Here is a 14,199-nt window from a genome sequence, read left to right on the forward strand (position 1 = left end):
ATAAATATGATCATTGATTATAAAATATCAATAAAAAGTTCTTCTTTCTTCATTAAATTTGGTACAAAAACCACATATACCTATGAAAAATAAAACATCAATCAAAGTAAGCAACACCCGAAAAGTAAACACTCTAAAACGATACAATCTAATACAAAAACGTTTTACAGAAATATATAATAGCTCCCCAAAAGGTTTAAGGTTTTCTATGGATTCAGTAATTGAACAACTTAGTGATGAATTTGCGTGTGCTGTTTCAACGATCAAAACAGCTTTAAAAAATGTTTAACGAAAGATAAACCCATAACAATATGTGAAGGTTTTATCAAATTTATATATTTGTATAGAGCTAAATGGTTCCATGAAACTAAATTAAAATCAATCATTCAAATGAGTTACATTAAAACTACAATTCTTTATTTTTTTATAATGTCTATTCTTAGTTCGTGCTCAACTAAGAGTAAAGAAATTATGAAAGATACCGATTTACAATTGACAATAGAGGTAAATCCAAACCAAAAAGGGGTATTGATCGTAGGTAAAACAAATCTACCAGAAGGCACAAAAATTGGAACAAGTCTTGAAAAAAATGGAAAAACAATTGCTCAAAATTTTGATGTTATTGTTGATAATGGAATGTTTTACGCTCCATATGGTGTAAATGAAGATAAAGTAGACAAAGTTCTTATTTCATGTTATAAAAACAGTTTTTGGCAAAACGAAAGTGTTTTAAAGCAACTTGATTTTATTCAAACCCCTATGTGGATTACTGACGATCTTTCGGAAATGTTTGAATACTCTATAAATATGCAAGAAAGGTTAGAAAGATTATTCAAAGAAAAAGTTGATTATCCAAAAAATCACCAATTAATAGGTAAAATTGAAGATATAAAAGACAATTCTAGCCAAGGAATAAAAAGGTTAAGTGCAAATATCATATATAATAATGAGCCATCTAAAGAGGACTTAGATAATGATTTGAAGTTTCTCTCATTTAAAATTTGGGAAGAAAACGGTAGGAATTTCAAGGCTTTAAAATTAAAATGTTTTGTAAAAGGTACTTCATCTGTTTTTAAAAGTGCTACCTTGGCGCCAAAAGGAGATTGGGGGAAGGCTACATCAGAGTCTTCTATATCGGATTTTGAATTGAAAATTTGATAAAAAAAAGAATTACAGTTGATTAAGTAATTATACAAATAGTATGATTACTTTTTTTATACTCATAAATTCGTTATAACTCTTCTAGACTTCTTAAAAATAATTGCATAATTATTACAACATTTTTTCATTGGGGCAATATATTGCGCTTGTGGGTGCGATTTTATCCCTACTCACATCAAAAAGGAATTATTTTATAAGAGGTTAAGTACCTCAAAACTAAAGAAGACATTATAAACAAATGGGTAAAATTACGGTTAAGCATTATGTTAATGAAAAATTAAAACCTAGAATCATTGGGTTAGATAGATATTACCCTTTATACATTCAAGTCACTTTTAATAGAAAGAATTATAATTTCAAATCTAATATTTCTGAAAAAGAGGGATATTTAAATGAAATAGGTTTTATTTTGGGAGAACTTAATACACAAATTGATAGCGAAATTAAATTAATTGAAAGGACTATTGAATATTACGAGCAAGGGAAATTTAAGATATTAAATTCAAAGAGTATCAAACTCCTATCTAGGAGTTTATTAGACATTTGGGAAGATTTAATAATTGAATTATTTTTTGAAGAAAGTAAAAAACTACCTAAATATTTTGATAGAGAATACGTTAAAGCAAGTCATATTGTTGAATTAAATGATTTTGTTTTTGAGATGAAAGGAAAAGATTTAATTAGCGATTATTCGAAGGATTTAAAAGTTCTTTATTATGGTTTGTACGATGGTTATCTATCACAGGGAACTATTTATAATTATGGTATAATAACAGGAAGCGTAGCAGATTTATTATATAATATAGATAGACAGAATGAAATAAATGAGGGTTTGGGAAAATTTAATGAAAATTTATACAAGGTTCTTAAAGAGAGAATAGAAGGAAAGTTTTAATCATAAAAAGAACGCTAAAAGCGTTTTTTTTTATGATCTTTAATATGTTCGTAAAAAAAATACTAACAATGTTAGTAAAAAAATAATGAACATTTTTATATTTGCTTATCACTAATAATTTTAACCTTAATTTTGATATGCAAAGAATAACACCAAAAAGCAAAATTGAATTAAGAGCAATGTTACCCAATGGAGCATTGACCGAAATTGCAACAAAGAGTAATCTTACCTTTTCAAGAGTACAGGGCTTTTTTGCTAGTAAATACAAAACATCTGAAAGAGAAGAAGCTCAAATTTTAAAAGCGACTGCTGAACTTTTAGAAGAGATTGAACAAGAAAGAAAAGAAGCTTATAAGGCTCTAGCTAGTGTTTTAATAAACTTATCCAACTAAATCCATGCAAAACCCTTTTGAACACCTAGAAGACCGTTTAAACGGCTTAGAACAGTTGCTTTTAACGCTTCATAAAGCAATTGACGAAATGAAAACACAATCTAAAAGTAAAGATGATGTGTTGAGCGTATCAGAAGCCGAAAGGATTTACAATTTAAGTAAATCAACCTTTCAAAAGCTTATGCGAGAAGGACGCTTGAAGTATTCCAAAGTAGGAAGGAGAACTGTATTAAGGCGTGGTGATATTGATGAATGTATTAATACAAACGCTCATTAGCCATGCATGAACAAAGTATTAATATCCTTCAATCTGCATTGGATGACTTGACGGTAATAGAATCTTTAGAAGGAGAAGAAAAACACAAAGGTTTAGTTGCTTTGTTTGCTTCCTTGGATAATGAACGCTTAGCTAGTAGCTACATTGTTATTGTAGAAGAGTTGCTTTACTTGGCGATCAACAAACAGGAACCTTCAAATATAATACTACAACTCGTTAGGCAATTCTTAGAAATGGCTTTAAGTGCCATTGTAGACGGTAAAGAAGTCGTTTAGAATCGTATTATTTCAACATCTCGGAGAACAAAAAAGCGAAAAATTAATTTTTATCGCCCTCCTTTTTACACCCTAATTTTTAGGGTTAACAGTACAAACACCAATTAAAACTAGATTGAAATGACAGGTTTAAAACAGGTAAAACATGAATCTACATCAGCACATTTACCAAAAATGGCTTTCAAAACTCATAACGAGAAAAAGGAAAATACCTTAATGCTATTGAGGTTCCTCTCCCCTCTTTTTTTTGACTTATCAAAGGGGGTAAAAGGGAGTATGAACGGAAATAAAAAAAGAAATAACTAGTTGATTGACGGGTTTAAAATATTGATTCGTAATGCGATAGTGATAAATAAATTATTATCTCATTTTCCCTTTGCTGGTAAGTACACCATAAGCGAAGAAGGGGAATTGATATTACACGACTATAAACTTTTTTTCAAGTACAAAGGGCTTGATTTGATGATAAGCAAAGGTAAAAATGGAATGCACTGTACTGTAAAAGGAAGTTTACACAAGTTTTGGAATGAAGGGGTTCACAACGCAAATACCTACACCTATCAAGACTTTATCCAAACCCTTAAAAAACTAAAAGACGAATTATTTATCAATCCCAAAGAGACAGAATTACAAAACATTGAGTTTGGTGTAAACATAGAGTTACCCAAAGACAAAAACGTCAAAACTGTACTACGTGGATTAATAGCCAATGGAAATAAAATATATGAACAAAACACACAAGACGGGGCGTTGTCCACCACAATAAAACGGGATAACTACACCATAAAGACTTATGACAAAACAGCACAAACCAAGTCTATACAGAAGAAATATAAACCTAAAAACAACCTATTAAGGCTTGAAGTAGCTTATAACAAAATGAAAACGCTTAAGGCAATGGGCGTCTATAGCTTGTTTGATCTATCCAATATTGGAGTTTTTAAAAGCATGGGTTTATGGCTCTTGGAACGCTGGGCGGATGCTGTTTTTATAGACAGGCAAGAAATAGAATTTATCACAAATAGGCTCACTCTTAAGCAGTGTACACACTTTTACTATATGCTTGATGCTCCTATTTGGGAGGAGTCAGAAGAAGAAAAACAAGCCATAAAGGAAATGACAACAGAACAGAAAAAGAAGCATTTAAACCAAAGAAAAGAAGCACGTAGGAATATGCTTAACTCTTGGCGTGGTTATATGTGTCAGCATAGTAAAGGTAAGTTACAGGTAGTTATTTATGATCTGATTCAAGATGAATTAAAACGGGTTCAAGTGCCATTAGAGGCGGTTTACAACCCTTTTATGAATGATTTAAGACAATCTAAATTAAAGAAGGTGAGAAATAGAAAAACCCCACTGTTTCCCCATTTAGATAAACGGGGAAATGGTGGGGTAAATGTGAAACAAAAACGGATTCAACAAAACCAAAAAGGGCAAAAAACAAGTCAAAAGATGGAAAACAGAAAAACCCCACTAAATCCCCAAAATTCAGATTCAAAAAAATGTCTTTGTTGTGGTGCTGACATTTCCCACAAATCCAAAAATGCCAAATATTGTTCAAAGTCATGCAATAACAAGTGCAACCGAAATAAACGGAAAAAGATGAATGAAGTATTGAAACAAAAGGAAAACCCTGTATTGATTCGATTAATGGAGAAAATCCACAAAAACAGTTTTAACCTCTCCATTACCTACACACAAGACCGAAAACGATACACTGACCAGTTGCACCAAAAAGAGGTGTTTGCTCCAATTGAATGGATAAGAAAAATTAAAGAGGTCAAAGTATGGTCGGACAGAAAGAACGCTAAAAAAATAGTACTAACAGGTACAAGGGCAATGAGATTTATTCGTGAAGTATCAAAAAGGAATCAAGCATGAAACACGAAGAAAATAATTTATACAAGGAGTGTTTAAAAGACTTGGGGAATGAATGTATTGAGGGTTCCAAACTAGAATACTACTTGGAGAAAATCAAAAACAATGAGGGGTTAGACTTCCAAGGCAATCAATACATGTGTAATACCCTTATCGCAACATGTTTAAGGCAACACTTTTATGATGAAGCTGTAAAACAAAAACACCTTGAAATATGGGTGATTGAAACAGGAACCGAGTTAAACGAAACTGAAAGTAAAGCCAAGGTTGAAGCCCTTGAACAATGGATAAAAATAAATCAATGGATAGGTGAATATGACTACCCAAAACCACAAAATTAAAAGTTATGAAAGTAGTAAAGAAGCAAAGTAAAGAGTTGACTTTCTCAGAGAAAGAAGCAATAAAGTTGATGCACATTTTAAGAGAATGTTCACTTTCTGAAAAAATGAAAATAAAGAATGAACAGGCTCAGAAATTATTTGAGAAGAAGGAAGAAGAAAGAAAAAAAAGAATTAATGGTGATAATGATTACACCATTGACGAGTACAGAGAAATGGAAAGGGAACTAGAAGAGGAAGGCGAAATAATGAAGAGTTTACAAGAGTTGGAAGATTTTCGAAAGAAAGTTCACAACATAATCTTTGATGATATTCAACCTGAATACTAACCAAGTTATGAAGAAAAGAAAGTACACTCACATTAAACATATGGGGCATTATGTTTCACTAAGGTTTACGGAAACTATCCCTGGAGCAACTGCAAAGACGGGTACCCAAGAAAGGAAAGGTATTGAAGATCATTTTTACAACTCCGTAAGTGAAGCCTATCAACAATTTAAAGCGATGAAAGCAAAATATAATTTATAAGAACATGAGATTAACCAAAGAAGAAAAAACAGTATTGGAAGACCTAAAGAGGGTAATTGATAGCTGTATCAATGGCAATGACATTAGAATACTAACCTCTCAAAATAACGCTATCAAAACGGTCTTAGGAATTGATTTAAAAGAAGTGACTTTAAGAAAAAAAGAGGTCAAAGAACTAAAGAGAGGGAAAGATAATTTTAAGATTATCATTCAAAATACAATGGGTATTACTTACCCCGACACTTACGGTTTCTTTCCATTCCAAGTTAAAAAAAGAAAGTGGTCATGAAATACAAAAACAGATTTAAACAGGAAGCCAAACCAATGGCTACACAAGAAGAGTTTTATGCTTTAATGTGTAAATCTTCTTTCGGGAAAAGGATAATAATTATTCTAAAAGGTTCTGAATATGAAAGAATGGTTTTAAGTGCCATTTACTCCCACTCTATTAAAACTTGTAGTATCAAAAAGAACCTTTACCACCGTATCCATTCCGTTTGCAGAACAATGTATTGCAAAGTGAAAGATAAAAAAGATGTAAACACCCAAAGGCAAAGCTTAAATCAAATTGCCTACAACATCAAATTAAAGGAGAATTAAAAAAGGCTTGCACTCCACAAAATGAGGTGCAAGCCATAGGAATTATTTTATAATGCATAACATCATAAAAGCATGAGCAATTTACGAAATATACCACACATTACAATCATTTTAATATCATTCACATACTCGGTGTTAGTGGTTGCTAACTACCTAGAAATACACTTTTCTATGGTAGTAAGTATTATAGCAAGTGTAATACTTTCCTTACTAAGTCATTATTATTTAATCTACTCTATAAGGGAGATTGTCAAATCCAAAAATGTACACCAGTCAATCATTATAGCCGTGGCTCTTCTCGGAGTAGTGGTATTTATGGAGTTTGAAGGAGTGGAAAAAGTCACCTATCAAAATACAGTTGATCGCACCCAATTAGACCAAGATAAAGCACTACAAAAAGACCTCCTCCACCAATTAGCTAAAATTGGTACTTCTAGGCGATGGCAAGACGTTGAAAGTAAACGTTTGATAGCTGAACAGCTCGAAGAGGTAAAAATACGAATACAGTACGGTTTAAAACGTTTTGAAGCAATGGAAGAAAAAGCGGAAACTAAAGCACAACAATTTAGACTCTTTAGTTTGATCTTTATTGGCTTGTCTTTACTTGCTTCAAGCTGTATTCGACCTGAAGAACAGGAAAATATTAAACCCGTTTTAAAACCTGTTTCAAAGGCTTTTAAAAACGAAAATGAAGAGGAGGAAAACCAAAAACCGAAACAGGTTTATAAATCCATTGATGAATTAGGTACTAAACAAAGAATAGCCTTAGCGGTGGAACATATCAATAAATCGAAGCAATGTAAATTCTCCTATTTAATGAAAGAATTTCGTCTATCTCCCAAACAGGTAAAAGAAGCTAAACAGCTATCCAATTATGAAGGAAAAGAGGAAGAAAGAAGGGTAATAGGTTTCTAAAAAAGAATTGAATCAAAGTAAAATTTCATAACCAATAATAAAATAAAGACAATGATAAGTTTAGGAAAAGAACAAAGAGAAGGTGAGAACTTCACACGCAATGTAATTAACATTAAAATAGATGGTGAAGCATATGAAGTTGTAAAGATGCAAGAAGCATTAATAAAATTGATGCAAAGGTACAACACTGAAATAATGGGCGAAGCTGAAAAAGATGTTTTCTACTATGCTGGTGAACTTTTAAAAGGGCTACTTTCCAATGATAGGCAACTTGAAAACGGTCTAAAAAATGAGGGTTCCAATGTTGAATTTGTGAGTTAATTCTTATCGGAAAAATGAAGAAAATCAGATCTCCACCAAGGTCATAGTTATAAACCAGTAATTCAAATTCTAAAAATCAATTTAAGTAAAATGAAAATATTTAATATACCAGCAAAAGGGCTAATACTAAACACTGAAGATTTTAGACACATCAATAATATTTCTTCCGATATAGTCTCTATCTTAAGTTTAACACTTACCGAAAATGATTCACCTGTGAGAATAAAAGGTGTCGAATTTTCAAAGGATGGGCAAAATTACCAATGTACTGAAGGATGGATAATGTGGCAAAACACATTTTATTTTGTGGAAACTTTTTCGGGTACTGCCATTGGTGAAGAAGTACCAGTTTTTGAGATTGAAAAAGTTTCATTACCCTATGAGCCACATGATTTAGTCGAAGGTTATAATAAAGTGGGAACCTTTTATGTCTGTCAAGAAGAGAAATTGAAACCTACTTTTAAAGCTAGTGGAACAGGTTTATTTGATTGGAATGAAATTGTAAAACATCCAATTAAACGAAATACAGAAGCAATTACAGGTTTACAAGGTTTATTAAAAGGAATGATAGTAGACTATTATGGAAGCTTAGTGAATTTTGATGCAACAGGTTTAGGAATAGGTGAATACATCGGGTATGCACTTTGTAATGGTCAAAATGGCACTCCTGATTTAAGAGGAAGAGTGACAGTGGGAATGAGTGACACAAGTTTAGTTAACGGAAATGAAGAAGCTAACCTTTCAGAATACTTTGTACTTGGTAATAAAGGAGGTCAAAGAGAGATTACTTTAACTACTAACCAAATTCCACCATTATCACTACCTTTTGCAACCACTGCTTTAGTACCGGGTATCGAAGGAGGAGATGATGATAACCATAATAATACAAATAGATTTGCAGGTGGAGACAAACCAAACGGTGAAAACCCGCATTTTGATATATCTCTTAACATTACAGGTAATGCTGTTAAATCAACAGGTGGAGATTCACACGAAAATAGACAACCGTTTGTGGTAGTTGGTAAATTAATGAAACTTTAAAAATCGACAGATGAAACAATTAATTAAGAATATAGATGACTTTTATCTAATCGTTAGTGAAACATCATACGGGCTTAAGCTAAAGCAATTACTAAACGGTTATGAAGCTGAGGGCTTTGTATTGGAAGCTTTATTTATTCATTACCAAAGTCAAGAGAAGTTTGTAATAGATATAAACGAACAAATACAAAGGGTTTGTTTATTAATAGATGATTATAAAAAAGGTTTGAAAATATTTACTCTTAACCAATGATAAAAACCACTAAGTAAAAAGGTTGCTCCCCTAGCGACTTTCGACCGCTTAGCTGTACTGCTCTTTTTGCTTAGTGGTTAATACAAATGTAAATAACAAAATCATGAAAGCGCAAGAATTAAGACAACTTGGCTATAAAACACATAAGGATATTAAAGGGCTTTATATAAATAAAAATGGTGAAGTGTATAACCTCAAGAAAAAGAAACACTTAAAAGTATTCAAACAGAAACCCTATGTTCTTTTCAATAGTCAGTATATCAATGTTGCAAAATGGGTTTTGTTTCTCTTCAAAGAGAAACCTATTAGAAATGGTCAAATAACTTTTATCGATGGAAACAATAACAACTTATCAATAGAGAATATTAAATACACTCGTTTATTCTCCAATGAATACAATGTCCCCTTAAAAGAAGCAGATTTATTAAAGGCAATTAGATGTTATATCCAAGTAGATGAAAAGTTTGATTTAAAAGACCATGTTGTAAAATCTCTATATCTAAAGACAATAATCAGGGTTTTAAGATTTATAGAAAATCATAAAGAGCATGAATACATAGAAATATTTGATACGTATGTTAATCACAATCCTTTGCAATTCTCTAATGTTCATATGGTTGGGGAAATACACAAAATATCTCAAAGAGATGTTGGCATTATTGTAAATTCATTCTTCAATTTATTATCATCTCAGATATTAAGATTTGAAAGTAAAGGTATTTTGAAAATACAGCCATTCAAGTCAAAACCAAAAACCAAGACAGAGGAAATAAGGGAAATAAATGAATACTTTGTACCAAGAGGTTTTAAACCTCTTCGATTGAAAAAAAGAAGTGAGAAGGAGATTTTTAAAGATTTTGAAAAGCTTTGTGAGGAGATTAAAAATACAAAAAGGGTTTAGACGTTTCGTCTGACCCTTATTTTTTTACAGGGGGGGGTAGGCCAATAAATTCACTTAATTAAATGATTATCAATTTTTTAACAAAATCAAAAATGTCCAAACCTTTCCATTTATGTCCGTTTTTTGTCCATTTTGAGGGTAAAAACTTCCATTTATGTCCATTTGACCGTCTAATACAAGCCAAAACAGGGTAATTTTACGGTAAAAACTTCCAAAAGTGACGTTAAAAACTAGAATATGAAAGGAACCAAACATTTAAAAGCACAATTGAAGTACCGCCAAATTCAAGAAGCCTTCAAAGAGAAATATAATATCCAACGAAAAAGGATAGATGAAGTATGCCAAGAAATAACAAAAGAGTTTAACGAAAACAGCTAAAACCAAAAGAAGAGGTTTTGAAAATGTTACAAAGCTAATTAGGAGGAAAAATTGAAAATCTTTGTTTAGATATCATCTTCAATTCAAATGTAGGACAAAACCAAAAAAAGCTCCTCAAAATCCGACTACTTTAATTTTTAGCACCCACAATAGCACCCATAAAATACAAAAACCACCTTTTTAGTATTAAAAAAGCGGTTTTATGTAGCCCCACCGGGAATCGAACCCAGATCTTAAGCGCCGGAAGCTTACGTACTAATCCGTTGTACTATGGAGCCATTTTTTTGTTTTGTGCGAATATACGACCTTGTGCAGACTCAAACAATAGGATAATTTTCAAATTCAAGGGAAAATGATGTATTTTGTATGCAGTATTTCTTTCTTTTGATCAATCTAATCGCTGAATTAACTCGTTTTCAATGAGATCCACCCTGAAACATTATATTTATCTTCTTCCTATTTTTTTATTGCTTTCCAGTGAAGCTTTTTCGCAGTGGATGACGGCGCAGATCAATCATGATGTGTTTATGCGTGATGCTTATGGACATGAGGGGCACGTGATCATGACATTGAAGAATGGTAGAAACTTATTGGCACTTCCTATTGACAGTAACGATGATTATATACGCGTTTGGGATTATCAGACGGGAAAGCGTGGATTTGTGTATCAAAAATATGTGACACTTTATGAAGTGATGACGAAGGTGGAGCTGGAGGAGCTTTCTAATCATGGTACGCTGAAGAGAGGGGGAACGACTTTGCACCTGGAAAATCAATTTAAGAAGGATATCAATTTTGAGTTGGATCAGATTCCTTATCAGCTACAGCCTTATGAGGAAATTACATTAAGGATTAGTGAGGGAAAACATGGAATATGGATCAGTCGGGATGGTGCTTTTCCTTTTTGGGGAAGTCTGACTCTGGCTGATAGTGCAGAGTATGTTTTAAGGATCAATGAAACGGAAGAGGTTTTAGTGAGTGAACTGCATCCTATTCTTTCGCATCAGGATACGGTGAGGACGGAGTATTATTCTGTGGATACGGTCGATGTGACGCCTAAGGTGAAGGTGGATACGGCGAGGATTGTGAATAATAAACACCCTCAAGATTTAGAGGAATCGAAGTCGAAAGTGGGGATTAGAGGCTATATTAAATTGAACTCTATTTATGATTTTAACGGGCTTTCTGATGTGGATCGTTTTGTGCCGGTAGAAATTCCTGTTGGGGAGGAAAGAAATACAATTGATAGGGGTTTTTATATGGGGGCAAGGCAGACTCGTTTGGCTTTCTCTTCAAATATTAAAGCAAAAACAGGGTATTTGAAGATCTATATTGAAGCGGATTTTGCGGGTGGAAATACCAATCAAATGTTTTTCCGGTTGAGGCAAGCGTATGCTGAATATGGTTTTTTGACGGTGGGACAGACATGGACTACTTTTGCCAATCTTGAGGCAATTCCTCTGACAGTGGACAGAGAAGGACCGAACAGTTCTATTGCTATCCGTCAAGGTATGATCCGTTGGGAAAAGAAAGTGGGGTATACAGACAATGAATTTGGTGTGGGTATTGAAACTCCTACTACTACTTTCTCTGATTCAACAGCAGTGGATCAACGGCAGAAATTCCCAGATATAAGCTCTCGTTATAAGGTCAAACATGACAAAGGGCAGGTACAGGTTTCGGGACTTTTCAGAGTGATTTCACATACGGATCTCAATACTAATGATGTGACGCATACGGCAGGTTATGGGGTAATGATCAGCGGTAAACAGTACATCGAAAACAAGGATAATATACTTTATTTTCAAGCGGTTTATGGGAAAGGGATTAGCCGGTATGTGAGGGCTTTTAGAAATTATTCTATGGATGCGTTTGTCAATCCTGCCGATAATCGTGTTTTTATTCCTCAAACTTCTGGGGGATATCTTTCTTTTGAACATCACTGGTCTGAAAAGCTTTTCAGTAATATCACTGGAGGAGTAACATGGCTTGAAAATGCAGAATGGCAAGCGGAAGACAGCTATAAAAGTAGTTACTATGGAAGTATAAATAGTTTTTGGTTTGCGTTTGACCGAATGCAACTGGGCGTAGGATATATTTATGGTATCCGAAGAAATAAAAATGATCAGCAGGGATATGCTTCCCGTTTGCAGATGTATGTGAGGTATGATATTTAGGAGAAGCATGAAGCAGTTTTACGCATATACCTTTCGCTTTTTGATCCTGCTTTTGATGATATTTATGCATCAAAATGTGTTTGGGCAATGGATGCGTTCTACGGTGGAATATAATACTTACCTTCGGGATCACCGCTCTATAAACAGTCCTGCTTTAATGAAGCTGGAGAAAGGAAGAGATATTCTGTCTCTGCCACTGCATGAAGAAAGTCAGTTTGTGAAAGTCTGGGATTATCAAACAGGAAAAAGAGGTTTTGTATTACGAAGTGAACTTTCTCAATTTGATACATTAGCTAAAGCGGCACTTGTTGTCCCCGATTTTCAAGGTCACATCTATAGACCGGAAGCACTGTTACACATCGAAAATATTGAGGAGCACTCCATCATTGTAGAGATTGATCAGTATCCTTATGAAATCCCCCCTTATAAAGAAATAAAATTAGTGCTCACAGAGGGACAACATGGTATTTGGGCATATAGAGACGGGGCTTTGCCTTTCTGGGGAGATATAGCCTTAAAAGACAGTTCTGAGTACATTTTACAGATCAAAACAACGAAAGAGGAAGATGTAATTATTGCTGATATTGAGCCTGTAGAGCATATTGTGGATACTGTAATAGTGGAAGATCATTATGAAAAAACGATTACATTTCTCCCGAAAATAAAAATTGACACCACCAAAATTGTTGATAACAAGCACCCTCAAGATCTAGAAATTTCAAGACTTCCTTTTGATGTCAGAGGATACGTGAAACTAAATTCGTTGTATGACTTTCATGGATTGAGTCGTACAGGTGGTTTCCCGCCTTATGATATTCCTGTTGGAAAAGATAATAAATTGAACACCGGTTTTTATATGAGTGCCCGTCAGTCAAGATTGGGTATTTCTTCTAATATTCTGACTGACCAAGGCTATATCCGTTTTTACCTTGAAGCCGATTTTATTGGTGGTGGAAACGCATTGGATTATTTCCGATTAAGACATGCTTATGTACAATATGGCTACCTCACCATCGGGCAAACATGGACCACTTTTACCGACCTCTTCTCCACTCCTTTAACGGTGGATAATGAAGGACCAAGCAGTTCTTCTTCTACACGCCAAGGTTTGATACGTTATGAAAAGAAAGTGGGAAAAAGCGAGAATGAATTTGCAATCAGTTTGGAAACACCCACCAAAACATTTTCAGATACGATTGCAGTTGATCAAAGGCAATTATGGCCTGATGTGGCATCGAGGTATAAAGTCACAATGCCTCGTGGTCAGATACAAGTAGCAGGGATTGTCAGAGTACTATCACAGCATAATCCAGACGATCAAGTGATTTCTAAAATGGGGTTTGGAATGATGATTTCGGGTAAAAACACCTTCAAAGAAAAGCATAAAATCTACTATCAGATTATTGGAGGAAGAGGTGTGACACGTTATATTTCAGCTTTCTCCTCTTACAATCTTGATGCTGTTGCGAGCCCCGATAATGATATTTATGTTCCATTTACCGCAGGTGGCTATTTCACTTATGAATATTATTTCAAGCAAAACATTTTTCTTAATCTGGTAAATGGGGTCTCGTGGATTGATAATTCAGAATGGCAACCAGGAAATACATTTGAAAAGAGTTATTATACCAGTGCCAATTTGTTTTGGTTTCCTTTTGAAAGATGCCGTACAGGTGTGAGTGTTGTACAAGGAGAACGCTTTAATAAAGATGGGCAAAGAGGTAGTGCTTGGAGATTTCAGATGTATATCCGCTATGATATTTAAACAACTTTTTTCCTGAGTTCCTCATTGGGACACCCTAAAATTAAATAGTTGAGCCAATTCTTTCTGATCCTCATGTAGAATAAGAGTTTTTTCAATTATCATAT

At 33.7% G+C, this 14,199-nt stretch carries 21 protein-coding genes and 1 tRNA gene; 21 read left to right on the forward strand and 1 reads right to left on the reverse strand.

The genetic code is table 11. The annotated features are described in order from the left end of the window. Positions 1-82 precede the first annotated feature (82 nt). The 19 genes from HHU12_RS01375 to HHU12_RS01465 all read left to right on the forward strand — a co-directional run bounded on the left by HHU12_RS01375 (position 83) and on the right by HHU12_RS01465 (position 10,153). Positions 83-289 (forward strand): hypothetical protein, encoded by a 207-nt coding sequence (locus tag HHU12_RS01375; RefSeq protein WP_169654348.1) that lies wholly within the window; start codon positions 83-85, stop codon positions 287-289. 182 nt (positions 290-471) lie between these two features. After that, complete coding sequence (locus tag HHU12_RS01380) at positions 472-1,158, forward strand: hypothetical protein (RefSeq protein WP_169654349.1); 687 nt, start codon at positions 472-474, stop codon at positions 1,156-1,158. Between the two features lie 241 nt (positions 1,159-1,399). Continuing rightward, positions 1,400-2,056, forward strand: coding sequence for a hypothetical protein (locus HHU12_RS01385; protein WP_169654350.1), 657 nt, complete (start codon positions 1,400-1,402; stop codon positions 2,054-2,056). Positions 2,057-2,193: 137 nt separating this feature from the next. Then, entirely contained in the window at positions 2,194-2,448 is a 255-nt protein-coding gene (locus HHU12_RS01390; protein ID WP_169654351.1) for a hypothetical protein, read from the forward strand. Between the two features lie 4 nt (positions 2,449-2,452). Continuing rightward, positions 2,453-2,725, forward strand: a complete 273-nt coding sequence (locus tag HHU12_RS01395; RefSeq protein WP_169654352.1) for a helix-turn-helix domain-containing protein — start codon at positions 2,453-2,455, stop codon at positions 2,723-2,725. Between the two features lie 2 nt (positions 2,726-2,727). Further along, a complete protein-coding gene (locus tag HHU12_RS01400) occupies positions 2,728-3,000 on the forward strand; it encodes a hypothetical protein (protein ID WP_169654353.1) in 273 nt (90 codons plus the stop codon). 120 nt (positions 3,001-3,120) lie between these two features. After that, positions 3,121-3,306 (forward strand): hypothetical protein, encoded by a 186-nt coding sequence (locus tag HHU12_RS01405; protein ID WP_169654354.1) that lies wholly within the window; start codon positions 3,121-3,123, stop codon positions 3,304-3,306. Further along, positions 3,307-4,881 (forward strand): hypothetical protein, encoded by a 1,575-nt coding sequence (locus HHU12_RS01410; protein WP_169654355.1) that lies wholly within the window; start codon positions 3,307-3,309, stop codon positions 4,879-4,881. Further along, positions 4,878-5,219: a hypothetical protein gene (locus tag HHU12_RS01415; RefSeq protein ID WP_169654356.1), complete on the forward strand. Its 342-nt coding sequence runs from the start codon at positions 4,878-4,880 to the stop codon at positions 5,217-5,219. The genes HHU12_RS01410 and HHU12_RS01415 overlap by 4 nt, the downstream gene beginning before the upstream one ends. 5 nt (positions 5,220-5,224) lie before the next feature. After that, entirely contained in the window at positions 5,225-5,545 is a 321-nt protein-coding gene (locus HHU12_RS01420) for a hypothetical protein (protein ID WP_169654357.1), read from the forward strand. A gap of 7 nt (positions 5,546-5,552) precedes the next feature. Next, a complete protein-coding gene (locus HHU12_RS01425; RefSeq protein WP_169654358.1) occupies positions 5,553-5,744 on the forward strand; it encodes a hypothetical protein in 192 nt (63 codons plus the stop codon). Positions 5,745-5,748: 4 nt separating this feature from the next. Next, on the forward strand, positions 5,749-6,033 hold the full coding sequence (locus HHU12_RS01430) for a hypothetical protein (RefSeq protein WP_169654359.1): 285 nt from the start codon (positions 5,749-5,751) through the stop codon (positions 6,031-6,033). Beyond that, positions 6,030-6,344, forward strand: a complete 315-nt coding sequence (locus tag HHU12_RS01435; protein WP_169654360.1) for a hypothetical protein — start codon at positions 6,030-6,032, stop codon at positions 6,342-6,344. Before HHU12_RS01430 ends, HHU12_RS01435 begins: the two co-directional genes overlap by 4 nt. 288 nt (positions 6,345-6,632) lie before the next feature. After that, positions 6,633-7,259, forward strand: a complete 627-nt coding sequence (locus HHU12_RS01440; protein ID WP_169654361.1) for a hypothetical protein — start codon at positions 6,633-6,635, stop codon at positions 7,257-7,259. A gap of 51 nt (positions 7,260-7,310) precedes the next feature. Next, positions 7,311-7,580: a hypothetical protein gene (locus HHU12_RS01445; protein WP_169654362.1), complete on the forward strand. Its 270-nt coding sequence runs from the start codon at positions 7,311-7,313 to the stop codon at positions 7,578-7,580. A gap of 90 nt (positions 7,581-7,670) precedes the next feature. After that, on the forward strand, positions 7,671-8,621 hold the full coding sequence (locus tag HHU12_RS01450) for a hypothetical protein (RefSeq protein WP_169654363.1): 951 nt from the start codon (positions 7,671-7,673) through the stop codon (positions 8,619-8,621). Positions 8,622-8,631: 10 nt separating this feature from the next. Next, complete coding sequence (locus HHU12_RS01455; RefSeq protein ID WP_169654364.1) at positions 8,632-8,874, forward strand: hypothetical protein; 243 nt, start codon at positions 8,632-8,634, stop codon at positions 8,872-8,874. A gap of 103 nt (positions 8,875-8,977) precedes the next feature. Beyond that, positions 8,978-9,775 carry a hypothetical protein gene (locus HHU12_RS01460; RefSeq protein WP_169654365.1) on the forward strand — a complete coding sequence of 266 codons (798 nt, stop codon included), beginning with the start codon at positions 8,978-8,980 and terminating at the stop codon, positions 9,773-9,775. A 237-nt stretch (positions 9,776-10,012) separates the two neighbouring features. Next, entirely contained in the window at positions 10,013-10,153 is a 141-nt protein-coding gene (locus tag HHU12_RS01465; protein ID WP_169654366.1) for a hypothetical protein, read from the forward strand. Between the two features lie 205 nt (positions 10,154-10,358). Here HHU12_RS01465 and HHU12_RS01470 read toward each other — a convergent pair. After that, positions 10,359-10,431 (reverse strand) — tRNA-Arg (locus HHU12_RS01470). Positions 10,432-10,572: 141 nt separating this feature from the next. On the opposite strand from HHU12_RS01470, the gene HHU12_RS01475 reads away from it, so the two are divergent. Next, the gene (locus HHU12_RS01475) at positions 10,573-12,330 is read left to right on the forward strand and encodes a DcaP family trimeric outer membrane transporter (protein ID WP_169654367.1); all 1,758 of its coding nucleotides are present in this window, start codon (positions 10,573-10,575) and stop codon (positions 12,328-12,330) included. A 7-nt stretch (positions 12,331-12,337) separates the two neighbouring features. Beyond that, positions 12,338-14,095 (forward strand): DcaP family trimeric outer membrane transporter, encoded by a 1,758-nt coding sequence (locus HHU12_RS01480; protein WP_169654368.1) that lies wholly within the window; start codon positions 12,338-12,340, stop codon positions 14,093-14,095. The last annotated feature ends 104 nt before the right edge of the window (positions 14,096-14,199 follow it).

The sequence above is a fragment of the Flammeovirga aprica JL-4 genome, assembly GCF_012844305.1.
Taxonomy (GTDB): Bacteria; Bacteroidota; Bacteroidia; order Cytophagales; family Flammeovirgaceae; genus Flammeovirga; species Flammeovirga aprica.

Coding starts and splice junctions, on each gene's coding strand:
- HHU12_RS01375 (WP_169654348.1), top strand. CDS start 83: ATGAAAAATAAAACATCAATCAAAGTAAGCAACACCCGAAAAGTAAAC.
- HHU12_RS01380 (WP_169654349.1), top strand. CDS start 472: ATGAAAGATACCGATTTACAATTGACAATAGAGGTAAATCCAAACCAA.
- HHU12_RS01385 (WP_169654350.1), top strand. CDS start 1,400: ATGGGTAAAATTACGGTTAAGCATTATGTTAATGAAAAATTAAAACCT.
- HHU12_RS01390 (WP_169654351.1), top strand. CDS start 2,194: ATGCAAAGAATAACACCAAAAAGCAAAATTGAATTAAGAGCAATGTTA.
- HHU12_RS01395 (WP_169654352.1), top strand. CDS start 2,453: ATGCAAAACCCTTTTGAACACCTAGAAGACCGTTTAAACGGCTTAGAA.
- HHU12_RS01400 (WP_169654353.1), top strand. CDS start 2,728: ATGCATGAACAAAGTATTAATATCCTTCAATCTGCATTGGATGACTTG.
- HHU12_RS01405 (WP_169654354.1), top strand. CDS start 3,121: ATGACAGGTTTAAAACAGGTAAAACATGAATCTACATCAGCACATTTA.
- HHU12_RS01415 (WP_169654356.1), top strand. CDS start 4,878: ATGAAACACGAAGAAAATAATTTATACAAGGAGTGTTTAAAAGACTTG.
- HHU12_RS01420 (WP_169654357.1), top strand. CDS start 5,225: ATGAAAGTAGTAAAGAAGCAAAGTAAAGAGTTGACTTTCTCAGAGAAA.
- HHU12_RS01425 (WP_169654358.1), top strand. CDS start 5,553: ATGAAGAAAAGAAAGTACACTCACATTAAACATATGGGGCATTATGTT.
- HHU12_RS01430 (WP_169654359.1), top strand. CDS start 5,749: ATGAGATTAACCAAAGAAGAAAAAACAGTATTGGAAGACCTAAAGAGG.
- HHU12_RS01435 (WP_169654360.1), top strand. CDS start 6,030: ATGAAATACAAAAACAGATTTAAACAGGAAGCCAAACCAATGGCTACA.
- HHU12_RS01445 (WP_169654362.1), top strand. CDS start 7,311: ATGATAAGTTTAGGAAAAGAACAAAGAGAAGGTGAGAACTTCACACGC.
- HHU12_RS01450 (WP_169654363.1), top strand. CDS start 7,671: ATGAAAATATTTAATATACCAGCAAAAGGGCTAATACTAAACACTGAA.
- HHU12_RS01455 (WP_169654364.1), top strand. CDS start 8,632: ATGAAACAATTAATTAAGAATATAGATGACTTTTATCTAATCGTTAGT.
- HHU12_RS01460 (WP_169654365.1), top strand. CDS start 8,978: ATGAAAGCGCAAGAATTAAGACAACTTGGCTATAAAACACATAAGGAT.
- HHU12_RS01465 (WP_169654366.1), top strand. CDS start 10,013: ATGAAAGGAACCAAACATTTAAAAGCACAATTGAAGTACCGCCAAATT.
- HHU12_RS01475 (WP_169654367.1), top strand. CDS start 10,573: ATGAGATCCACCCTGAAACATTATATTTATCTTCTTCCTATTTTTTTA.
- HHU12_RS01480 (WP_169654368.1), top strand. CDS start 12,338: ATGAAGCAGTTTTACGCATATACCTTTCGCTTTTTGATCCTGCTTTTG.